The 23,679-nt window shown below is 43.7% G+C and carries 17 protein-coding genes; 7 read left to right on the top strand and 10 right to left on the bottom strand.

Annotated elements, in window-relative coordinates:
• Positions 1–124: 124 nt before the first annotated feature.
• Entirely contained in the window at positions 125–556 is a 432-nt protein-coding gene (locus VNM22_10850) for a hypothetical protein (GenBank protein HWP47649.1), read from the bottom strand.
• 653 nt (positions 557–1,209) lie between these two features.
• Here VNM22_10850 and VNM22_10845 point away from each other — a divergent pair.
• The 3 genes from VNM22_10845 (at position 1,210) to VNM22_10835 (ending at position 7,315) form a co-directional block, all read left to right on the top strand.
• Positions 1,210–4,704 (top strand): tetratricopeptide repeat protein, encoded by a 3,495-nt coding sequence (locus tag VNM22_10845; protein HWP47648.1) that lies wholly within the window; start codon positions 1,210–1,212, stop codon positions 4,702–4,704.
• Positions 4,705–4,790: 86 nt separating this feature from the next.
• Positions 4,791–6,638 carry a hypothetical protein gene (locus VNM22_10840; GenBank protein ID HWP47647.1) on the top strand — a complete coding sequence of 616 codons (1,848 nt, stop codon included), beginning with the start codon at positions 4,791–4,793 and terminating at the stop codon, positions 6,636–6,638.
• The gene (locus VNM22_10835) at positions 6,635–7,315 is read left to right on the top strand and encodes a tetratricopeptide repeat protein (protein ID HWP47646.1); all 681 of its coding nucleotides are present in this window, start codon (positions 6,635–6,637) and stop codon (positions 7,313–7,315) included. Before VNM22_10840 ends, VNM22_10835 begins: the two co-directional genes overlap by 4 nt.
• A gap of 5 nt (positions 7,316–7,320) precedes the next feature.
• Here the strand turns inward: VNM22_10835 and VNM22_10830 are convergent, their stop codons facing one another.
• On the bottom strand, positions 7,321–8,694 hold the full coding sequence (locus VNM22_10830; protein HWP47645.1) for a ribosomal protein L7/L12: 1,374 nt from the start codon (positions 8,692–8,694) through the stop codon (positions 7,321–7,323).
• A gap of 176 nt (positions 8,695–8,870) precedes the next feature.
• Between VNM22_10830 and VNM22_10825 the strand changes: the two genes are divergently transcribed.
• Positions 8,871–10,154 carry a CCA tRNA nucleotidyltransferase gene (locus VNM22_10825; protein ID HWP47644.1) on the top strand — a complete coding sequence of 428 codons (1,284 nt, stop codon included), beginning with the start codon at positions 8,871–8,873 and terminating at the stop codon, positions 10,152–10,154.
• Positions 10,155–10,241: 87 nt separating this feature from the next.
• Here VNM22_10825 and VNM22_10820 read toward each other — a convergent pair whose 3' ends face one another.
• Positions 10,242–11,354, bottom strand: a complete 1,113-nt coding sequence (locus tag VNM22_10820) for a M23 family metallopeptidase (GenBank protein ID HWP47643.1) — start codon at positions 11,352–11,354, stop codon at positions 10,242–10,244.
• A 415-nt stretch (positions 11,355–11,769) separates the two neighbouring features.
• Between VNM22_10820 and VNM22_10815 the strand changes: the two genes are divergently transcribed.
• On the top strand, positions 11,770–12,618 hold the full coding sequence (locus VNM22_10815; protein HWP47642.1) for a hypothetical protein: 849 nt from the start codon (positions 11,770–11,772) through the stop codon (positions 12,616–12,618).
• Positions 12,615–13,064, top strand: a complete 450-nt coding sequence (locus VNM22_10810; GenBank protein ID HWP47641.1) for a hypothetical protein — start codon at positions 12,615–12,617, stop codon at positions 13,062–13,064. The genes VNM22_10815 and VNM22_10810 overlap by 4 nt, the downstream gene beginning before the upstream one ends.
• A 47-nt stretch (positions 13,065–13,111) precedes the next feature.
• Here VNM22_10810 and hslO read toward each other — a convergent pair whose 3' ends face one another.
• The 3 genes from hslO to VNM22_10795 form a co-directional block, all read right to left on the bottom strand.
• Positions 13,112–13,990, bottom strand: coding sequence for an Hsp33 family molecular chaperone HslO (gene hslO, locus VNM22_10805; protein HWP47640.1), 879 nt, complete (start codon positions 13,988–13,990; stop codon positions 13,112–13,114).
• 90 nt (positions 13,991–14,080) lie between these two features.
• Entirely contained in the window at positions 14,081–14,914 is an 834-nt protein-coding gene (locus tag VNM22_10800) for a carbohydrate ABC transporter permease (GenBank protein ID HWP47639.1), read from the bottom strand.
• Between the two features lie 87 nt (positions 14,915–15,001).
• Complete coding sequence (locus VNM22_10795; protein HWP47638.1) at positions 15,002–15,949, bottom strand: sugar ABC transporter permease; 948 nt, start codon at positions 15,947–15,949, stop codon at positions 15,002–15,004.
• 442 nt (positions 15,950–16,391) lie between these two features.
• On the opposite strand from VNM22_10795, the gene VNM22_10790 reads away from it, so the two are divergent.
• The gene (locus VNM22_10790; protein HWP47637.1) at positions 16,392–16,661 is read left to right on the top strand and encodes a GlsB/YeaQ/YmgE family stress response membrane protein; all 270 of its coding nucleotides are present in this window, start codon (positions 16,392–16,394) and stop codon (positions 16,659–16,661) included.
• A 122-nt stretch (positions 16,662–16,783) separates the two neighbouring features.
• Here the strand turns inward: VNM22_10790 and VNM22_10785 are convergent, their stop codons facing one another.
• The 4 genes from VNM22_10785 to VNM22_10770 form a co-directional block, all read right to left on the bottom strand.
• Complete coding sequence (locus VNM22_10785; GenBank protein ID HWP47636.1) at positions 16,784–18,472, bottom strand: hypothetical protein; 1,689 nt, start codon at positions 18,470–18,472, stop codon at positions 16,784–16,786.
• 46 nt (positions 18,473–18,518) lie between these two features.
• Positions 18,519–20,282 (bottom strand): M20/M25/M40 family metallo-hydrolase, encoded by a 1,764-nt coding sequence (locus VNM22_10780; GenBank protein ID HWP47635.1) that lies wholly within the window; start codon positions 20,280–20,282, stop codon positions 18,519–18,521.
• A gap of 162 nt (positions 20,283–20,444) precedes the next feature.
• Positions 20,445–22,643: an acetate--CoA ligase family protein gene (locus VNM22_10775; GenBank protein ID HWP47634.1), complete on the bottom strand. Its 2,199-nt coding sequence runs from the start codon at positions 22,641–22,643 to the stop codon at positions 20,445–20,447.
• Positions 22,644–22,712: 69 nt separating this feature from the next.
• On the bottom strand, positions 22,713–23,639 hold the full coding sequence (locus VNM22_10770) for a MaoC/PaaZ C-terminal domain-containing protein (GenBank protein ID HWP47633.1): 927 nt from the start codon (positions 23,637–23,639) through the stop codon (positions 22,713–22,715).
• Positions 23,640–23,679 lie beyond the last annotated feature (40 nt).

The following is a 23,679-nucleotide window of genomic DNA, read 5'->3' as shown; positions in this document are numbered from 1 at the left end:
CGTTTTGCCCTACAACGGAGAGTTTAGACAAAGAGGGCCATACTAAACTTTCTGGATCCCCGGGGTTACCCTCTCCCCTGAAGGAAGGACAATCTGGGTCTTGGGACTCTTCCATGAAAAATCCTTAAAAGTTGCTGGATTTCAGTTCACGAGGATCTATTTCGTAACTTACAGGAAAAACATGTTCTTCTCCTATTCTACCCTCCAGTAAAGCCAGTCGGTTTTCTATTCTTTCCAGAGCGGAAATCATCGTTAACTCCAAATGGCTTAATCTCTCAGTCTGCGGGGTAAGCCCATCAGGATTTTTTATCTTTTTAAATTGTTGGAAAACATAGAGGAGCCGTTCATATAGAAAGAGAACCAGGTAAGCGAAAATGAGGGCTACCGCTAAAATAAGTATGGTCATACTCAGGGTGAGGAGTAAACGAATATCTTGGGTGGTAAGGGTAGATCCGGTTAATTCAAAGAGCCTGTAGAGTACGTAAATTCCGGCTATGCTACTGGAGCCGGCTAGGATCCTCAAACAATCATCCAAAGCGTTTCGGGGCTTTTGCATATCCTTCTACCTCCTGAGGCCAAGGCAAAACTTGGCCCGCTCAATCCAGGGTTTTCAGTTTAACGGATTACTCTGCTCAGGCTTTATCTGAAATACTTCCTGTAGGAAGTCTCCAGGAAGGGTCAAACCTTAAGTTCACCCTGCGTCCTATGAACGAGGGGTTTGAAAACAATCGAAGAACTTAATTTATAAGATAGGCGAATAAAAGGAGAAGTCAAGAAGAAAATTTAAAAGGGAGAATTTTCACAAATTGATGCCCACCCCAGGATGATCCGATAACCCGTGTACGGATCCCTTAAGACCGCAATTTTAGCGAATGGGTATAAGGCGATAACCTTTATACTTACAAAGGGTTTTGAGAAATTCGGGAATTGTAAAAAATCCGACTCTGTCCTTAAAAGTTAAAGGAAATTCTGAAGACAAGGAAGGGAATTACCCATCTGGTGAATCGATAAGGTTCCCTTTTTTCTTGACGCTCATTTTTGAGCTAAGATATTATGTTAAGTAGAATATGAATCGTAAATAGCAGGTTAAAGAGGATAAACCCTAAGGTCTTGAAGGGAAATGGGGATGGTTAAGTTAGAAGGAGGAAGGTGTAAGTCTTTACATTATTTACGGTTCAGTACCTATCACCTGGCCTCTGGGAGAGGATCTTGAAATTTAATCAGCTACTACTCATAGGATTACTCATCTTTTTACTGGCAGTGTCTTTATCTATTAAGTACCAAAGTGTAGTAACTTACCTGTTTGGGGATGAGGCCGTTTATTATATAATGGCCCAAAGTTTAGCTTTTGATCGCGATCTGGAGTATACACAGGGGGATCTGATTCGGTTTTACAAGGACTGGCATGGAGGTCCCCAGGGAGTTTTTCTAACCCGGGTAGTTCAAAATGGAGAAGAGAAAATATATTATGGGAAACCTTTTATTTATCCGCTTTTTTTAGCTCCCTTTGTCTATTTGTTTGGATTAAGAGGATTTTTAATTTTTAATACCCTCCTGCTGGTTTCCATGATTACGCTGGGATATCTTTATTTAAAAAAATATAACTCAGAACAACTGGCGCTTCTCTTCTCCCTGACCTTTTTCCTGGTAACTGCCGGCTTTATTTATACCTTTTGGTCCACTCCCGAAATCTTTCAAATGTTCTTGATAACCTCCGGACTCTTTGTACTATTCTACGAAACCCCTCTAGCAAACTATGGTCAGGCCTTTGGAAAAACTCCAGGTAGAAAATACTTGAGTGCTCTTTTGATAGGTCTTGCAACTTTTTCCAAACCCCACAATGGAATCTTTATTTTACCCCTCTTAACCAGTGTTATCTTACCGCGAAGCGAAATTTATCTGACTTCCAAGAAGGGATTTGTAGCCAGAATCCACTATTTTTGGCAGCGGTACAAATATGTTTTAAGCGTTGGTCTTGTTTTTCTACTGATTCTGGGAATTCTTTCGGGGATTCAATTTCTGTTCATGAGTCAATGGAATGCCTATGCCGGAGATCGTAAAACTTTTTACTGGCATTTCCCCCTGGAGTCAGCCGGAGCTGGATTTGATAATCTAGGGACTAAACAAACCCATGATGTTTATTTTGAAGAATCCTTTTATTTTAATCCTAAAGTCTTTTTATATAATTTATTTTATTATCTATTTGGACGGTTCACCGGGATTTTCCCTTACTATTTTCCGGCTTTAGTTGCGCTTTTCTGTTTTCTATTAAACCCGCGTTCCTCTTTGCGATTTGTCCTGCTTGGAACCATCGTTATCCACATTCTCATCTACATCCTGTGGGCCCCCTCTAACTATCATGGAGGGAGTGGAGCGATCGGAAATCGATTTTTCTTAAATATCTATCCGGCTTTTCTCTTTTTGACAACCCAAATTCCAGGGGGGTTTGGAACCATCTTGATAACCTGGCTGGTGGGTTTTTTATTTTTAGCTCAAATTCTCATTAATCCCTTTTATAGTTCCAATAATCCTGCGCAACATGCCTTCCGATTCCCTTATCGAATACTCCCTGTAGAGTTGACAGAAATTAATTCTCTCCCCATCAATACCAATCGTCATATGATTCAAAACTTCTCCGGGGATAGCCCTTCCTATGATCTTTATCTTCTGAACGATAACTATATGGGGCGTAGCAGTAAAAATTTCTGGGTACGTGGTGAAGCAAAGCTGGAAGCGGTGTTAAAGGTGAATGAAAAGCAAGACGATTTGCTGGTTATCCTGGAGAATGGACCTTTTCAAAATACGGTTGACCTGGAAGTAGCCGGTGTACGGCGTACTTTCCACTTAGAGGGGGATGAAAGGAAAGAGATTATTTTCCCGTTAAAAACAGCTTTTCCGTTTTTCAAGGCCTATCTTTATCCCATTAACATAACCTCTTACTCGGGTTTTATCCCTCGATTCGCCTATGCAAATCCTACCGAAAGACTTCCTTACCTGTTTTCGCTGGATAAGGTCAAGGATGATACCCGCTATTTGGGATGTCTGGTCCAGATTTCTTTGAATCCAGGTAAAATAGGCCTGGCTTATCAAAAAAACGGAAATACCGACAAAGCTCTTTTCTATCTGGAACAGGCTGTGGAGCAGGAACCGGAAAATTTAGCTCTGTATATCGCCCTTAGTGAGGCCTATCAACAGGTAGGCCGGTTTACCAGGTCCCGGATCGTACTGGAAAAAGCAAAGAAACTCATTCCAACTTACGTAGCAAACTTTAACAGGTCTATAGGGAAAAGTGGAGGAGAAGAAGTAGATGGCGCCGCTCTTACCTCCGATTCCTCGCTAAAGTTTCTTCAGAGTTTATTAATTCAGAGTTTTGAAGCCGAGAATCTCCGAAGGACTACCGGAGGGGTGGTTCTGGATTCAGAAGCTTCCGGTGGTCGAGCGGTTTCATCCAGACCGGATACTCCCATCTCGGGGGAATCGATAAACTCCGCGATTCTAACTACTTCAGATGTTCCAAACAGCCAGTCCGATATCCAATCCTTTGAGATTTTAAAAACTTCAACCATCTCTACGGGTAAAGGTTTTTTAACGTATGGACCTTTTCAAGATTTTCCGGCCGGAGCCTATCAGGTTAGATATAGACTCAAGATCAAAGATCATCTACCCCCTTCAGAAGCAGTTCCGGCAACCCCTTTACTTGCCATGTTAGATGTTCGAAGTGGCCGATATGGAATCCTGGGGCGGCGCTCCCTGCTTAGAGAGGATTTTACCGCTTCCGATACCTATCAAAACTTTAGTCTCAGTTTCGTAAACCCAGAGACCTCTTCTTTGGAATTTCGAGTAGAAACATCGGGCATAGGAACCCTTCTGGTAGATAAAATTGATGTTTATCCCTTACTTCCCTTTCAAATCCCTTACCTGATGGGAGTTTCTTATGCAAAGGAGGGGAACTGGGAGCAGGCCCTGACCCAACTTTCACCTTTATTTGCATTAGATCCCACTTACCCCCATCTCTCTTATTATATGATCTTAGGTTGGGTTAAATTAAAAGAATGGGAAGAAGCTCTAAAGGTTTTACAACATGAAGTCGGGCGAGAAATTCTATCTTTACAGGATTCCGGCAGAGTAGGAGAAGATTTTGAATCTACACTGTCGCTTTCTTCTCTTTATGAGGAAGTAAAACATGAGCCTATCCCACAAGAGGTTCCTCTTTATAAATATTTCATCCAGATCCGGGAATTACTTCAACCTCAGATCCCTGTTCAGATCAATTTTGATAATCAACTGGCTTTTATAGGATATGACTTACCTAAGAACCAATTTAGACCTTCCGAGACCTTTCCCATTACCTATTACTGGAAGGCCTTGGCTAAAATGGATAAGAATTATGCGATTTTTGTTCACTTTTCAAAGAAGAAGTTCATTTCTTCTGATCTGATCCGTAAAGTTAAACAAAAGCTGGGAATATCCCTTGTAGACTTCTTCCAGCAGGATCACTTCCCTCTTCAAAACTTACACCCCACGGATACCTGGCTTCCTGGAGAAGTGGTCAAAGAACGGTATCAGGTTCAGATTCCTCCTTATCTGGTACCTGGAACTTATGAAATCTGGATAGGTGTGTGGGATCCTAAAAATACCGGCCGAAGACTCAAAGCTGGAGGTCAAGAGAAGATGAAAATTGGAGAAATAGAAATACAGAAATGAGTCCTCAGTCAGAAGCCAGGAGTCCGGGGTCAGAGGCCAGAGCTTCTGGTTTCTGACCCCTGACCCCGGACTCCTGGCTCCCAGGAATGGATTGGGTAACCATTTTTCTCATAAGCTTATTAAGCCTTCTTGTGTTCGTTTTACTCTTTGTACGCGAAAAGCAAAAAAAACAGATTATTGAAGAGGTAAAGAAAGATGTAGAAGAACTTCAAGAAGTACCTATCATCCAAGTAGATAATCCAACCGAGACCGATCTCAAGGCTTATGAGTTAATTAAAGAGTATCGAAGCAAGATTTGGTGGAATGTGGTTGTGAGTACGGACATTAATCCACGCATGATTTATCAACTTGCCTATGAACTTGTTCGAGAGATTGCCAGGCTCTATTATCCCCTGAAAGATCGACCCGAGTTTCAAGCTTCTCTTCATGATCTTGCAGAACTTAATTATCGGATCAGCGAACGTATTCGGGCGAATCTGGAGACCTTTCCGTTTAATAAAATCAAAGATTTCAATATCGAGAATATTCTCAAATATAAAAACTTTTACAATCAAGTTACCAGCCATAGCGCTTTTAAATTTTTCAAAAAGCATAAATATCTTTATGATATTGGGAAGGCCCTATGGGCCGCCTACAACTATTCTAATCCTTGGTACTGGGGACGACAGGTCCTTATCACGGTTAGTCAGGAAAGCATTGTTCGTTATTTTTTATCCATGATCATGACCGTTGTAGGGGAAGAAGCCATCCTGCTTTATAGTCGAAGGGGGGTAAAACCTAAGTCTGCTATCATCGAGTATAGCATTGCAGGTGAAATGATTAACATGGCGGTAGCGGATGGTTTGGTGACTTCCCAGGAGTACGAGACCCTCTTGGCCTACATTCTAAAGAATACCGAATTGAACGATTCACTAAAAGTAAGCCTTTTACGTTCCCTGTTGGCTAAGAAGCCGGCCTCTTATGATTTAACCGTTGTTTCTGAGAAAGGAGATAAAGCCCGACTCCTCAGACAGGTAGAGAAAGTTGCGCAAGCCGATGAGATGAATCTTACAAAAAAAATGGAGCGGCTGCGTAATCTGGAAGAACGGTTGGGCGTTTCTTCAAAATATCGAAATGAATTAGAGAAAAAAGCGTTGCCCTCTGGAGAGTTGGATGTGGTAAGTGTTCAGCAAATTAACAAGAAACGGGAAGCTGCCATCTTGAAACTGATGGTTCAGGCAGCCACAGCGTGTAACAAATGGTCAGAATCTTTAAAGGAGTATATCTGGGCTCGGGCTTTGGCATATCCTTTGGTCCCTTTCTCAGAAGCAGAGTTTGCAGATATTTTGGTCGAGCGGGAACGTCCCACAGACCTCAAGGAATTGGTTAAAGTTTTAGATGTACCCATCTTTAAACAGCAGGCCCTCCTGGAAGTACTGGATGTTTTACTTTGGCAGATACCCTTTACAAAGGAAGATGAGGCTTATTATTATAATCTTTGCGACCTTCTGGGTATGAAAAAAGAAGGAGAAAAGCACCTAATCGATAAATTGAAAGCCAAACTTCCCAAGCACGATCTGATCTCGACCCCTCCCTTTGAAATTCTCCGATATATTTTTAGGGAATTAGATCCAACGGAGGGGATTCTGGCCATCCGGGAAACTTCTACCCGGTTTCGGTTCAGGAATGTAGATAAAACCCGTGCACGGGATGCCTATTTCTGGATTGTTGTAACAACCCGACGGCTGCTGGCCGTTGCTACTGCTCAACTTCAGGGAGTTACTTACAGGCATTCCCTCGAATTTGGTCCGGATACTGAAATTTCTGTTAAAAAAGGTCGTTTCTACGATGAATATACCCTCAAAGATCCCAGAGGGACTACCTTAACCATCTCAAATACTCTGTTTGGAGGGGCTGGTCTGGAGAGGATCTTTGAGGTATGGAGGAGTAAATGAACGGACTAAAACAAGTACGGGCACACGGCCGTGTGCCCGTACCAAGATTAATCTCTGAAAATAAACCTTACGTCGATTGGAGGGCTGGCTTTAAGTTCCTTCAATCAAGCCAGATTGTCGCCTTTATTTTAATTTTGCTTTCTTTTCTTGGAGTAGGGGCACACGGCCGTGTGCCCGTACTTAGTTCTGCCGCTGAGCCTGCTGCACCTCCGGGTTTGAAGCTTCCGGAAATTGTTATTACCGGGGAAGACAAAATCAAGGTCAAACGCAAGCTGGAACCACCTGGCTCCTCTACTTCAGAAATCAGGATCCTTCCGGCCAATGGAGATAAATCTCGAGATCTGGTTAAGCAAGGAGATCTACTCTACATAACGGATAAAGATCAAGCCCGAACTTACTACCTGGAGGCGATCCAGATAGATCCTAAGAATGCCACCGCTTATTTGCGTTTGGGTGATTTAGAGGTGCATCAAGGTAATTATCAACTTGCTGCAGAAAATTATGAAAAGGCCATTCAAATTGATCCGAATCTTATGGAAGCTCACTATAAACTAGGAGTTTTATACGATAAAAATCTTAAGAATGCAACGCTGGCCAAAAATCACTATGATATTTATCTTCGATTAGGCGGAAAAGACCCCAGGGTATCTTATTGGTTGAAGAGGTTATCCCAATAAGACCTTTACTCTTCTTCCGATTTAACCAGCTCGATGGTCGCTCCAACCCGGTTCATGTAGTGGCGGAATTTCTCCGCATTGAACTTTTCAACGTTTCTGGCAATGGTACAGGGCACCGAATTGATCAACTCTTCAGGGCTTCGAACAAGACCTTTAACTTTAAAGAGCATTTGAAGCACTTTATCTTTTCTATCACCCACTTTAGTAAGACGTATATCGAATCGCTCTCCAGATAAGGCTTGAGGTTCTTCTGTTTCTGAATCAGAGGGGCTTAAACTCTGGGTTGCACCACCCCGGGTGAGCACAGGTTCTGCTTTGGGCTCCGGTTCAGATGGAATCCGCCGGGTACGGGGATCCTCTTTCTCGTAAGAGGTTGGGGCGACTTCTCCCTTTACAGTTTTAGCCGGCTCCTCTTTTTCTAAAGCACCTGTCGTCTGAGCCAGCTCTTTCCAGGAACTTTGATCCATTGGACCCTGAATTTTATCTGGAGTAAGAGAAGGTTTTATTTTTTCGGTCTGGCCTTCAAACTCCTGGAATGGAGCTCCAGATTTTGGGATGGCTTCTCGGGGAACACGATATCGAAAAGTGTAAACAGCCAGTCCGATCAAGAGACCCAAAAGAATAGGGATTAAATAAAGAGACCAACTGGATCCGGATGCTCCTTCGGCTATCTGTTGTTTTAAACTTGCATTTTGAGCCGATAAAGTCTCAACCTCTTTAGTTTTATCGGATAAGGTTTTTTGAATCTGGGATAATTGATTTTCCAAATCTTTTATCTTGTTTTGAGCCTCCTCCAGGGTTCCTTGAACCCCTTTTCCTGCTTCATTAGACCGGGTAAGTTGGGTTTTAAGGGCTTCTATTTCCTGGTTTAATTGAGCTATCGTATCATCCTTGGATTTTAATTCGGTATCTTTAGCTTTTATTTCATTTTGCCGTTCAAGTAAAAGCTGCTTAAATTGATCCAATTCCGCTTCGTATTTTTTCTTTAACTCCTCTAAGTTGTCTACAGGAGTCGGTTGTTTAGGGGCCTCAATGTCAGAGGGGGTTACAGATTCTGGAGGGGGTTGTGTTCTGGCCGGAGTCGACGGGATGACAGATTTAGGAGTCGAGACCGAATTCTCCTGAATCCATCCCTGTAAGCCGCTGGGTAATCTCACTTCAAGCCAGGGACCTTTTCGATTACCCGTCCATTCAACCTTGGTATTACGTAAAATAACAGTTTTTGGTTTACTTCCAGCTTGTGGAGCAGATTTTAGTTCCGCCTCTTTGGTTACGGTGAGTGTTTCTGCACCTTCTACTTCTAGGACTTTAACAAAGAGAGAGAGACAAATTACCCACAGTACTAAACTCAAAACTGAGGACTTTAATACTCTTCTCATAGGTGATGCTCTCCAGGCTTTCAAGCAAAGTATTTTGGGTGTAAATTAAGAAGGTCTAACAAACATCTTTTATACTTACAGAAGTGCAATATTATTATTAAATTGTCAAGATTTTTTGTGGGTTTTAATAGACCTATGTTTTGACAATAAACCGGCTTATAACTTTGCCTGAGAGTATGAAGATCTTTATGGAGATACCCGATCACGTCCAATTCATTGTAAAAAAACTGACAGACGCTGGTTTTGTAGCCTATCTGGCCGGGGGGTGCGTAAGAGATCTTATCCTGGGGCTTAAGCCTAAGGACTACGATGTTGCTACCACTGCAACTCCTGAGCAGATCATGCAGTTATTTAAACGGACAGTTTCCGTGGGGGCCCAGTTTGGTGTTGTGAAGGTTCTTCTAAACCATGAAAGTTATGAGGTCGCTACCTTCCGGGGGAAAAACGCAGAGGAAGATGTGTTAAGGCGTGATTTTACCATCAACGGACTGTTGTATGATTTAAGGGAACAGCGTGTAATAGATTATGTGGGCGGCTTAAAAGATATACAGATGAAGCTTATTCGGGCTATTGGAGATCCTCAAGATCGATTCGAAGAAGATAAACTACGTATGATACGAAGTGTACGACTAGCGGCTCGCTATCGGTATCAGATCGAAGAAAAAACCTTCTGCGCCGTTCAAAAACTTGCTTATAAAATCAAGGAGGTAAGTCCTGAGAGGATTCGGGATGAACTGGTAAAAATCCTGACCGAAGGGAATGCGGCAATGGGGATTCAACTTCTTCAAGACAGTGGCTTACTGGTCCATATTCTTCCCGAAGTTTCACGGATGAAGGGAGTCCCTCAACCTCCTGAATTTCATCCCGAAGGGGATGTTTGGACCCACACGTTAAAGATGCTAGAAAATCTTCAAAATCCAACTCCTGAGCTAGCTATGGGGGTGCTTCTTCATGATGTGGGTAAACCTGTGACTTTTAAAATCAAAGACCGAATTCGATTTCATGGTCATGCAGAGGTTGGGGCGAAGCTTGCTCTGGAAATTTGCCAGAGATTGAAGTTCTCAAATAAAGAGAAAGATACAATCTTTCAGTTGGTCCGGGATCATCTCAAGTTTCTGAATGTAAAAAACATGAGACCGAGTACTCTCAAACGTTTTTTACGAGGGGAACATTTTCAGGATCTTCTGGAGTTGCACAGACTGGACAGTATTTCAAGTAAAAGAAGTTTGGAAAATTGGGAATTTTGTAAGGACCAATTGGCTCTTTTAGGGAAAGAAGCTTTAAACCCACCCCCTTTATTACGGGGGGAAGATCTCATTGCCATGGGATATGTTCCAGGTCCGATCTTTCGCGAAATCTTGAACTTTGTAGAAGAAGCTCAATTAGAAGGAAGAATCTCCACGCGTGAAGAGGCTCTAGAGTTGGTCAAACAGACCTACCCTAGAGAAGAAAAGGCTTAAATGCAGGATAAATAAAAAGGGAGTAGGGGCGTACGGCCGTACGCCCCTACGTTCCACATGTCCACTCTTCTGCCAGAAGAATAGGTTCTATCTCCCCTTGGCATGCATCCTGGGAGATCCTATTCGGAATCTGGAGGGGTTTTTGGCGATATTGGGAATATACTCCAGAGGATCTATTTTGAGATCTTTTCGGAATAGAAGTCCTTCAAGATTCTCTCGGATAGCAGCTATTTTGTTTTTGTGGCTATTACAAATCTGAGCTATGAAACTATTCAGGTCTGTTTTTCCTTGCCATCCTTTATCCAGATCGATCATCTCAAAATGAAGATGAGGCGATCTGGCATTACCACTTTCTCCAACTTTTGCAATCACCTCCTGTTTCTTTACTTGCTGACAGGGTTTTAGATCAGGATCTTTTAAAGTATGGGAATACAAGGAGGCAATACCTCCTTTATGTAAGACGATGGCATAGTAGCCATAGCGTTTTCGAACTCCCGCATCTAACACGATACCATCTTCCACAGCCCGTACATTATCCCCTTTTCCTTTGGCCGTAGCCATATCTACTCCACAATGTCCTCGACCGTACCAACATCTTGGATTAAGTCCGCGGATAATATAAGCATTATCCACAGGGGGGACGAAGAAGGGGGATACCTGCAGGGCCGATTCACTGTCCTCCGAGATGAAGGGCGTAGGGCGAATAGGTATCCTGGGAGAGGGGGATGGATAGATAGGATGACTAACTACAGAGAAAGCCGAAGGGTTAGGGTTCATTCTGTAAAGATGAAAGGGTTGGGCCTGGGTAGAAAGAATTTCCGAAGAATCAACCTGCATCGAAGCTTCCAGGAATTTAAGGGTATCTGGACTTAATCCGGATTCCCAGATTTCAGTGAGTTCCTCTTCCTGGGTAAGTTTCTCCTGATCAGAGGGATTAAATCTCAGAAAGAGTTCATACTCAGAAGGCTTGGATATGGAAAGATAAGAGTTACCTGGAAGCGAGGTCGGAGAGGTATTTAATGTCTCTAAGTCTTTCTCTCTTTCCGTAGATCGAGCCAGGGTCCCATCTCCCTGATTCAGGGGTCTAACCGAAGCACAACCCATAATTCCCAGTGAGAGAACCAGGACTGAGATTCTCCTATATCTACAGAAAGAGAGAATCTGAAGCCAGATAGATTTATCTATCGTTAATGGATACATCTTACCTCCTTTCAAGTTTAAATCCTAAACCAGCTCCCTCCTCTTGCCCCTCTACATAAATCCATCAAAATTTACCTCCACTATTTTTCAATTTACCCGATAAGAGCTTTAAAAAGTCAAATAATACAGGATTTTCAGACCTTTGACAGTAAATACATAAACCCTTTTTTTTGTCTACAAAAAAAATGAAATTTTTTATAAAGAAAAATAAATTTTTATAACTTACAGTTTATTCATAATTTGGAGAAATAAAGTTGGCATACTTGATTCAGGAATCGGAAGGATGAAAAAACCCTGTCTTTTAAGAAAAAAATTTTTTGTTTCGGAATCCAACAAATAAGGAAGGAAGGCGTAAAAGGGAAGTAATAAAAAAAGGTCTTGTCAGGGCAGGTTTTATTCGATTAAACTATCCAGCATGATTCTCATTTTTTTGCTTCTTACTCAGCTTTCTATCGGTAGCATGATAACGTTGTTGGCTGTTCCTCTCCATGAAACCGGGAGGGGATATTTTAGATTTACCAGCCTAACCAGCTTATTTTTGTTGGGGATAGCTTTCTTTCTCTGGTCCTATCCCCTTGTAACCTGGCAAGAACTTCTTTCTGGATATGGAGCGATTCTTTTTACCAACTGGACGGGAAGGACTCTTCTTCTCTTGGTGGTTTACACCCTTCTCGTTTTACTTTGTTTCTTTGTCCTGACTCCCGAACGGCCCTCTTTGAGCCGGAAACTATTGGGAGCTTCAGTTCTGGCAGGTATCCTGGTCTTGATCTGTCTGGCAATGGTTTATCGTAATCAGTTGGGGTTAGGTTTATGGTGGGAAAATCTCCTCTTCCCGGGGAATTTTCTAACCTCTGCCCTTCTGCTGGGCTCAGCCAGTTTTGCCATGGTTCTGGGTCACTGGTATTTGGTGACTCCAGATCTCTCCATTGATCCTTTAAGATCACTTTCTCTTCTGTTTATCGGTTCCCTGATCCTCCGACTTGTTTTAATTCTTTTAACCTTGGGGCTTTATTGGACCGAAGGAGAAACGGGTCGTCAGCTCCTAGAGATTCTCTTAAATTTGAAGGGTTACGGGGTCTTTTTCTGGTTTCGACTCCTCTTTGGACTTTTGGCTCCATTAGCTTGTAGTTATATGATCTGGGAAACAGTCAAAATTCGCTCAACCCAATCTGCAACCGGCATGTTGTACGTGACCATGCTCTTCGTTCTGGCCGGAGAACTCCTGGCAAGATTTCTTTTGTTTGTAACCAAAATACCGGTATGAAAATTACTTTTCCCTGTAAATTCTGTACGGGCGTACGGCCGTACGCCCCTACCTTGACCGTACCTCTTTCTCAAAGCATATCCAATCTGGTTTGCCCTAAATGCTTGAAAGAGATTCCTATACGGGTTTCTGAATCCTTATCTACCGGGATTGTCGATTCTTGTGCTCTATGTGGGCGGGATAAATTTTATATTCGGAAGGCGTTCAATCGGAAACTGGGGGCTGTAATAGTTTTTATAGGGATTATTTTAAGCAGCTATTATAGTAGCAGCCTGCTGGGTCTTTTAATTTTGATGGGAATCACCCTTCTGGATGCTATCATTTATTACTTTTCTCCGTGGATGACCGTTTGTTATACTTGCCAGGCGGAATATCGAGGATTTAAGAAAAATCCCAGACATAAGGCTTTTGACCTAAGGATGCAGGAGCAGTATAGGAGATATTAAAGTCTATGGGTAAAAACTTAGATCGTAGGGCGAAACCACGTTTCGCTCTACGATTCAATTTCTTCCAAAAGTTGTCTGAGCTCATCTCCGGTAACCACATAATCTCTCTTACAAAACTCGCAGAGGGCTTTCGCTTCTCCCTCCTTTGCCAGGATATCCCGAATTTCTGCGGCTCCCAGGGCAATCATAATCCGAACGACCCGCTCTTTACTACAACGGCACTGGAAGGAAATTTCTTTTTCCTCCAGGAATTTAATCATAATCCCGTTCATGACCTGCATAATGATATCCCGGGGGCCCATTCCGTTTAAGATCATCTCGCTACAAGGGGGAAGTGCCGAGATATTCTCTTCCACAATGGAAATATCTTTATCTTGAGCTCCTGGCAGTGCCTGGACGATAAATCCTCCCGAAGCGGTTACCCGGTTATTACCCTCGATATAAACGCCTAAGGCAACCGCCGAGGGAATTTGTTCGGAGTTAACCAGGTAAGAAGTCAAGTCTTTAGCGATTTCTCCAGAAACTAAAGGTATAATCCCTCGATAAGGTTCTTTCTGATTGGCCTGGATTTTTAAAACTTGAAGGGTCCCTGCACCGATGGCTTCTTTTACGCTAATTTTTCCTTCACGGAGGGGGACCTGGATATGGGGGTGGCGGACAAAACCCCGAACGTGGCCAAAGGCATCAGCATCCACGACAATACTACGAAGAGGCCCTCTTCCATTGATCTGAAGGTTAATTCGCTCCTCCCCCTGCAATAGACCACCCAGGAGAATTCCTCCGGTCAGAGCCCTTCCCAAAGCTACCGTTGCAGTAGGATAGGTATCATGCCGGGCACGCGCTTCTTCCACTAGATCAGTAGTGACAGCAGCTATACAGCGAATATTCGCATAAGCTCCGATGGCTCTTACAAGTGTATCTGGCATATTTTCAATAATAAGTACTGAGTGCTGAACACTGGGTTTTAGTATTTACTCAGCACTCAGGACTCAGCACTCAGTACTTACTACTTAATATCACTTAATGGCACCTGCTGTCAAGCCCGAGACGTAATAATCCAGGAAGAATACATAGGCAATTACAATAGGTACCGAGCCCAGTACGGCTCCGGCCATCAAAGACCCCCAGTAGTAAATATCTCCCCGGATGAGATCTCCTGTAATCCCCACAGTAGCCGTTTTCTGGGCGGTGGAAGAGATAAAGGTAAGGGCATACAAAAATTCATTCCAGGAAAGGGTAAACGAGAACAGGGTGGCGCAGATAATCCCCGGCGTGGCTACCGGTAAAACTATTTTTGTCAAAGTTTGGAACCGGGTTGCTCCGTCTACCATGGCACATTCCTCTATTTCCCGAGGAACGGTTTTAAAATACCCTAAAAGTAACCAGGTACAAAAGGGAACCAGAAAGGTGGGATAGGTGAGTATCAGGGCCCAGATGGAATCGGAGAGTCCCAGTTTATGAACGACCTGAGAGAGTGGGAGAAATAATAGAGCCGGAGGAACCAGGTAGGTAATAAAAATAGCAATCCCAAAACTATGGGCTCCCCGAAAATTTAATCTGGCCAGGCTGTAAGCAGCTAGGATGCTGATAATAACCGAGATAATAGTACTCAGTACACTGGCCGTTAGACTGTTACTGATCCAGGTTAAGAAGGGAGTCTCGGCTAAAAGAAATCGATAATGGCTCAAAACCACCCCCTTGTATATCCAGAATGGAATGGAGTTCAGATCGTAAAGCTCTCCATCATCCTTAAAAGAGGTTACAAGCATGAAGTAAAAAGGGAAAAGGGCAAAGATTAAAAAGGGAATTAAGGGTAAGTGAGACCCGAAAAATTGTTTTAAAGATTTCATCTGTCTGGGGCTCATCGTCCGTCGTCTGTTGTTAGATAGCCGGGTTAACCTACAAGCTTAACCCCTAACAAGGGGCGACGGATAAGATTACTCTTTTCGGATCATTTTTAATTGAAAATAGACAATTATGACCAAAATAGGGAATAAAAAGAGGGAGATCGCTGCTCCTTCTCCAATATTTCCGGAAACCAGACCTACCTGATTTGCAAGGGTAGCAAAAAGGTGGGTGGAATTGATAGGTCCTCCACGGGTTAACACATAGACAATATTAAAATCACTTAGAGTGAAGATGGTTGAAAATAGGACCACAATGACTAAGACCGGTCTGAGGAGAGGAAGGGTAATGTAGAAAAACTTACTCACTTTGCCCGCTCCATCGGTTTCTGCTGCTTCGTACAACTCCCTTGGAATAGCTACAAGGCCTGCCAGAATAGAGATGGCAAAGAAGGGTAAACCTCTCCATACATTTACAATAATCACGGCTGCCATGGCTAAGTGGGGGGTGCCTAACCAGTTAAGCTCAGAAGGTGATCCCAGTAAACCCAGATGATAAAGGGTCCAATTCACCACACTATAGAGGGAATCAAACATCCACCACCATCCCAGGGTACTTAAAGCAGTTGGAATTACAAAAGGAAGGAGAACAGCGCCCCGAATGAACTTTTTAAACCATAGCTGTTGGTTTAATAATAAGGCCAGCGTAAGACCCAGTATGGTTTTAAAAAAAACCGAAACACTGGTAAAAATAAAGGAATTTTGTAAGGTTTGTAAGAAAATATCGTTGTGGAGAAGATTGATAAAATTTCGGAATCCTACGAAAGAACCGGGAACTCCTACCATGGTATTGCTTACACTAAAATAAAGGGCGATACAGAAGGGATAAGCGACTAAGGTCAAAAGGAGAAGCAAGGCCGGGCTTATAAAAAGATAACCAACCACCGTATCCCGTTGAAAGTAAGCTCTTAGCCTTTGCCATAGGGAGTCCTTCGATGCAGAAATAGAAAGAACTTTTTCTTCAGATTTTTGGGTTATCACGTGTTTAAAATAAAAGCTATTTAAAGTCTGCCCTTCGGGATCAAATTCCCTTATCCCTGATAGGGGTCTTTATCAACCATAAGATAAAAAAAGAATAGCAGAAAATAATCTATTTTCAAGAAAAATCTTTTTTATTCACCTGTCTCCTAAAATTTTTGGTTATAAGTTCTTATTAAAAAATAAGATTACCTTTTAGTTTTAAAATACCTGGCTATTCCTCCAGAGATTTCCCCTAAGCGGGGTAAACTTATACCCCCCCTGTTCTTTTTGATCTCCCTGGAGAACTCCGATAATGTCCCGTATAGAGGGCTAAGTAATAAGATCCGAGTCCTTGTTCTTTGTAAGCCGGGATTGGCATATCTTTTGCCACTTAGTGAAATAGCCGTTAAAACAGGAGTTTAAGTCAAACCCTATATTAACTAGTCATGGAGGAATTGATAGTATGAACTTTATTATTTGGCTCATTGTGGGTGGTCTCATTGGTTGGATAGCCAGTCTGATTATGCGTACAGACGCACAACAAGGTATTTTCCTTAATATTGTGGTAGGTATTGTAGGAGCTTTTCTGGGGGGATTGCTCCTCTCCCCTATATTTGGGGTAGGTACAATCAATCAAAACAATTTTAGTCTGGGGGGATTACTGGTTTCCCTCCTGGGGGCCATTATTCTGCTGGCCATTGTTAATATGTTCCGGCGTGGTACGGTACGCTAGTATCAACGAGCCGTATCAGAAGGGATAAAAGGGGGTAGCTTTTGTAGGGGCGACCGGCCGGTCGCCCCTACAAACTCAGAAGTTTGCCTGACTTCCTTTGAAAACAAGGCAATCCTCTAAAGCTACCCCGAGGGTTTGCGCTGAAAAAGGACGATTCTATACTCCTTTTTATATTTGAAAACCGGTTGATGGATCGGTTGGTACTCAGACTGAAATTCTGGATTATGAAATAAATCCTCCTCCCCCACCCAGGTAGCCTGGTAGACCCGGGTTTCAGGATCATATCGCCCTATCAGAATAATAAAATCAGGATGATAGCTAAGAATATAAGCACTATCGTATTTTTGGTGTAAACCTCCCATTTTAAGATGGGCAATATGGGAATCGGTTAATCCGGTCATATCTAAAGTGTTTAACCGGGAATAATAGGGTATAGCCCCGACCGGGTTAACGGCTATCAGCGAAAAAGGTGAAACCTGCTTCCCCAACCACTTTCCAAACTCTACGAGGGCCTGAACTCCCTTACTATCTTCCATTATCCTGGGATGCTCGGTTAAAGTTTCCAACAAAGGAAATATCAAGGAGAACCCCATCAGGATAAAGAGCAGGAGGGCAGCAGAGCGGGAGGACGAGGGAGTAAAAGAACAGGAAAATAAATCATGTTTCGCTCTTCCATTTTCCCAATTTCCCGGTTTGGATGGAGGATTCATCTTTTCCAGGAAAAGAATCAGCCTCCTATAAATGCCTTTAAAGGCTGCGGTGTTTAAGATAGCCAGCAGGGGAAGCAGGGGAACCAGGAACCGATGAAGCGGCATCCAATCCCCTCCAGATAAGATAATAAAGGTGGTGTAAAGGCCTATTTGAGATAGAATAACCCGATGATCAAAGGCGTCATAATTCCATTTAAAAAAGTAGAAAAGAAGGAAAGGAAAAAATCCACCCTGGGAGAGGATATAATCCAGTAGATAGAAAACTCCTGCCAGTATTTGATGCCATCCACCACCTGTTTTCATGTAGAAGGTATTGGGAAACAAGGATCCGTAATACTGCCAGCGCCATATCCAAAACAGGCTGAATCCTCCCAAAGGGAGGAGGAGGAAAAGATAATCAGAAGTTATTCTTCCCTTCTCCTTTTCTTTCCTTCTCTCCTTCACCCGGCCAAACAGGTGCATAAAGAAAACAGCTCCCCACAGAAGGATGGCGTCAGGGCGTGTAAGGGAGGCCAGAGTAAAAAAGATGGCGGAAGTAAGAAAATGGGCCGTGAAATAACTTTGTAGAGCCAGAAGATTCAAAGCCGTAACCAGGTGGGTCTCCAGACCTCCCATGGCCCAGGCAGCAAAGGATCCTGAAGTAGCAAGAAAGAGAAGAGGCCAAACTGCCCATAGATTTTCTATTCCTCCTTTCTCCGATTCCCCTTCTCTCCGATTCTCAAATTCTCCAACTTCCCCACCTTCCCATTCTCCCGTTTTTCCATTAATGGTACGGGCTATTCGATAAGTAAGCCCTAATCCCAGGAGACTCAATAAACTCCCAAAGACTTTTGCGGTGATGACCGGATCCAGCTTTAGGTAAAGAACTCCGGCGAAAAGGAGTGTCCAAAGAAAATTGGTATATCCTTCTACGGGATCTCCGATTCGATTGAAAACAAGTCCATGCCCGGTTACCAAATTCTCCGCATAACGAAAGGAAATAAAGGCATCATCCATGAGAAAATCTTTGTAAGTATACTCATGAAGGAGTAGGCCAAAAGCCGCAAGCGCAAGGACCGGCCAGATATAAGAGACCCGGCAGGTAGTCAAAATTTTGAGCAAGTGAGATAATCAGAGAAAGGGTAAGCTCCTATGCTTCCCTTCTTCTTTAATTTCTCCCCGTGGTTAGCAAGTCAAAAGCGGTCAGGAAAACCACTTTAGCGACCTGAGCGACTTTATCCGGTTGTATGCGTGCCGGAGTATCTTGAAGGGTATGAAGTTCGTTAAAATTGGAGGCATAATATTCCATAGCAGGAACTCCTTTTAGATGAAAAGGATAATGATCGGTTCCATACTCAAAGGCAAAATGATCCAGGTTTGGGCCTTCCTTCAATCCGAGCTGGGCCATGTATTTTCGACTTATGGAAGCCAGCTCAGGATAAACGGAAGAGCCTACCAGGTGGATTTCCATAGGCTTACCTTTGCCGATAGAATCCAGATTTAGCATGGCTATCACCCGATCCAGGGGAACAACCGGGTGATCCACATAAAACTGGGATCCCAATAGTCCCCATTCTTCAGCTCCAAAAGCTATAAATAACGCGCTCCGTTTGAGTTCATGTTTTCTGTTGGAAAGGGCTTTAGCAATTTCCAGAAGTGCTGCTATCCCCGATGCATTATCATCGGCCCCGTAAAAAACTTTCCCTTCAGAATTGGTTCCCAAATGATCATAATGGCCTCCTAGAATGACGACTTCATAGGCGCATTTCAACAGGATCCCTTTACAGCTCTGGATATCTTGACCTGGAAGAAATCCCAGAACATTGGTCGTCTTAATCTCTTGAGTCTTATATCTTATCTCCAGGTCAAGGGTCCAGTTTTCTAAGAAATCCACTTTCCAGGAGGAAGTGACATCTTGACCGTTGGAAGAGAAGGCTTGTTCTAAGGACTCTTTAAGCTCTGAGAAAGTGGTTTTCCCATCCAGCCATACAGGGGTATCCGCCGGATAGTAGGGAATCAGTACTACAGGGATCTTAACCTCAAAGGGAGGTTTCTTAACACTACTCAACATCTTGGATATCTCCATTTCCAGGGAAATGAAATTTTCCTGCTTTCGAGCTTTGTTAATTTCCTGGGCCATAGGCTCTGGAAGCCGGGACGGATATAGGAGGTAGGGCGCAAAAACATTTAAATTAGCTTCTACATACAAGATGAGGGCTTTAGCACCATGCTCTTGCGCCGTTTTTATCTTCTCAAAGAGAAGGGGAAGGGTCCCCCGGGTTCTCAAATAACTTCTAAGAAAGTCCGGGACTTCATCCAATATGATGACGGCCTTGTTTTGAACTGTTAAGCCCTGGTAGGCATCATAACCAGAAGTTATTAATCCATATCCGGCAAAAACCGGATCCAACTGGTAGGTCCCTTCCGGAGAAAAAATTAAAGGAATCGGAGATGACAAAGTCGGCCGTTCAAACCGCTCATCATTTTCTATTCTATCTGCCTGATTCAGCCCCTCCCTCACCCTCCCTGCATGGGGGGAGGGGGTGAATTTCTTAAATTTTTTTTCTTCAACCCTATGGAGAGAAATCAAAGGCTTTTTCTTAAAATTCAGATGAAACGTTTTTAAATCCCGAATCGTTATAGAAAAGGGTTGCTCATAAACAGGGACAGATTTCAAACTAACCCCCATATAGGGCAAGGGAATGGGAGAGAGTCCATATTCCTTAAACTTTTCTTTGATATACTCGACAGCCTTTTGAGATCCTGGAGTTCCAGGATACCGTCCCTTGAGGTCTTCCGAGGCCAGATATCGAATATGGTTTATGAGAGCCTCAGGCTGTATAGAGGTGGTTAAGTCGGCAGTCAGGGAAAGAGCGGTCAGGGAAAAAATGAAAAAGAGGATCCCACTGAGAGTTACAAGTGATTCTTTCATTATAACCGAAATAAAGTCTTCGTCAACGGATTACCGATACCTATTAATCCTTGTCAACGAGTGCTTCATTCAGACTTAAAGATTACTTTCCATTTAATTTCTTTACCATATTGTCAAACGAGATTGTCAAACGAGACGTTTGACCCACTACAGAGGTAAAGATCAGATCTGATGAGGTTTAAGGATCATCAAAGCATCTACGGCTTTTACGCCTTTTCCCCGGTTTAAAACCATGAGGGGATTTAGATCAATTTCTTTAACTTCTTCTGATAATTCCATAGCCAGTTGAGATAATCGAACCATAGTATCTATGAGGGCTTCCAGATCGGCCGGAGGCCTCCCCCGAGCTCCGAGGAGGAGGGGATAGCCTTGAAGTTCCTGGAGCATAGATCTGGCCTGGGCAGGGCTTACAGGGGCCATTCGCCAACTGACGTCTTTAAGAATTTCCATGAAGATCCCACCCAATCCACACAAGATGACCGGACCGAAGCGGGGATCTTGGACGATACCTAAAGCCATTTCGATACCTTCTGTAACCATTTCTTGAACCAGGATTCCCTGAAGTTTAGCCCGGGGAGCTTTCTGTTCCAGGGTAACCATGAGATTTCGATAAGCCTTTCTTACCTCATCGGGGTTGGAAAGAGAGATCTTTACCAGACCAAGTTCGCTTTTATGAGGAATCTCAGCGGAGCAAACCTTGAGCACCACGGGATAACCCAGCTCTTGAGCTGCAAGCACCGCTTCTTCTTCCGAAGAAGTTAATTTCTCCCGGCACGATGGAATTCCATAACCGGCCAGTAAATTCTTGCTGGTATGTTCATCCAAAATCGATGAATGGGCAGGCAGATGAGCAGGTAGGGGAGTAGCTGGACGGGTTTCTGTTCTCTTACCCTCCCATTTTCCTCCATTTCCTTTAGATTCTTGAATCCGGTCTACATACCGGACCAGAGTGGCCAGGCTTTTAAGGCATTGGGTAGGATCTCTATAAATTATAACCCCGGCGGTTTGCAAATTTTGGAAGGCATCTTGAACTCCGACCATCCAGGTCACAAGGAAAGGTTTTGTGGTTGTTTGGGATAGGTGGATGAGATCCGGTACAATTTTATCCAGGGGGTAAGTTCCCCCCATCATACCCAGGAAAGCAACGATGGTGTCTACGGGTCCTTCTTGATCTAGGAGTCGGACAATGCGAGGAAGTACTTCCGGTTGATCCAGCATCGCTAAAGACATATCGATAGGGTTACGGGGAGATCCGAAAACCGGAATAATCTGGGCAATTTTCTCTTGGAGATCTTCCGAGAAGGAGGGTACTTCCAATCCCAAATCCACACAGGTATCTGCCATCATTACACCGGTTCCTCCGGAGTTCGTTATAATCCCAACCCGTCTCCCCTTCGGAAGTTTTGGTCGATGAGACTTGGGGTGGTGGGGGATTAAAGCAGAATTACAATCTGTCAACCTTGCTGCCTTACTTTTCCCTCCTATGGATCGGGCCAATAAGTTGGCACTATCCATAAGTTCTTGAAGGTCGTAAACCCGCAGAATTCCCATCTGTTTCAAAACTGCATCTGTGAGTCGGGCATCTCCGGCCAGAGACCCTGTATGGGAAAGAGCTGCCCGGGCCCCTACCTCAGTCCTTCCGGCTAAAACTATTATGACAGGTTTTTCTTGTTGATGGGCTATCTGGACGGCTCTCTGTAATTTACGACCATCTCCCATATTTTCCAGATAACCCAGGATGACCCGGGTATTTTCATCCTGAGCCAGATAGGTTACACAATCGGCAAAATCCAAATCGACTTCATTGCCAATACTGATCCAATAACTGAACCCCAGGTTATGTTCAAGTCCTAGGGGGTAAATAATGCCACCTACCATCCCACTCTGGGTAACCAATCCCAAAGGACCCGGTTTAGCCCCATAGCGAAGGAAACATGTAGAAAAGGATACATTCAGACCTGTGTAAAGGTTTGCAATTCCCTGGCAATTCGGGCCGCAAACTCTCAAACCACCGGTCCGGATAAGTTCTCGCATCTGATCCTGAATCCGTTTTCCAGCCTCTCCTATCTCTGAGAAGCCCGAGCTGTAAATTACTACGGCTTTGACCCCTTTGTTTATACAGTCTTCTAAAGCCTTCAGGACCTGATTAACCGGAACCGAAATGACGACCAGATCAATCTCCTCTTTGATTTCGTTAAGATGGGGATAACAGGGCACTCCAGCGACCGTTGTATATTTGGGATTAATGGGAAAAAGCTTCCCCTTAAAGCCGAATTTAAGACAATTTTGGACGGGCCGATATCCTATCTTCAGAGGATCATCGGAAGCTCCTATAATCGCCACAGAGCTGGGATTAAACATGGGATTTAGATCTGTAACCATACAAAAGCGAAAGAGGTAAGGGGTGAAGAATTCTTACCTAGGGATTGTTCATGGTTGAGGGTTGATGGCACTGGCAATTCCTACGGTTACCTTTTGTCCTGCCTGATTCTCGCACCAGACTTCAACCAGGGTCCGGGGATATGTGCCTTCGATAACTTGTTCCTTAACCACTCCCCTGGCTGTAATTTCATCACCAGCATAAACCGATGCAATAAATTTAACAGAAAGCTCTCCATGCTGGATCCAACCCATTCCGAAGGTTTGGGCCATCAATTCCGAAATGTAATCCACAAACATAAGACCCTGGGCCACAGTTCCTTTTAAACCTGCTTTCCGGGCTACTTCTTCGTGGATATGAATGGAAATACCTCGTTGGGCGGTCTGGCTATCCTCGGAGTAGGCGGTCATTTTTTCCTGGGTGATCTTTCGAATAACGGGTCCGAGAACGGTACCCGGAGCCGAAATACCCTGGGACGTGGAGGGTAGCTCGAAATTCATGCGTCTCGGCGTCTGGGCGTCCCTGGGTTCGATAGGGTTTCTATGTTCTTCTGGCTCCCTGACAAAGCCAGGTAGAACCTCGGTTATCCGACTGTATCCCAAGTCCTGCTCGTCTTCATGGTAAAAATAAGCTTCATAGACCACCCATCGCTTACCCCGTTTTATATATTTATCCAACATTCTTCCCCTGGAGAAAAGCTTACGATCCAGGCGAATGGGACGGAAAAACTTCATCTCCTGACTTGCATGGATGGTTCCAGGTTGTCGATAAAATTTGGTTTCAAGTAGACGAAAAGAAAGATTACCTATCAGGGTAGGGGGAACAACAGGGATGGGCGTAGAGTTCTCGAGGATCTGCCAGGGATAAGTACTATCTATGGCGGCACAGTATTTTTGAACCAGTTGTTTGGTTAAAGGATGCTGGTAAGGACCCAGGTCCTCTCCAACTTCAATCTCTTCATAGATAAGGTTTTTCATTTGGGCCATCTGGGTTATTCAGAAATCAGAAGCCGGTATA

This window comes from Candidatus Limnocylindrales bacterium (assembly GCA_035559535.1).
In the GTDB taxonomy this organism is placed as follows: domain Bacteria; phylum Moduliflexota; class Moduliflexia; order Moduliflexales; family JAUQPW01; genus JAUQPW01.
Note: the sequence above shows the minus strand (reverse complement) of the source record. Positions and strands in the feature narration are given on the sequence as shown.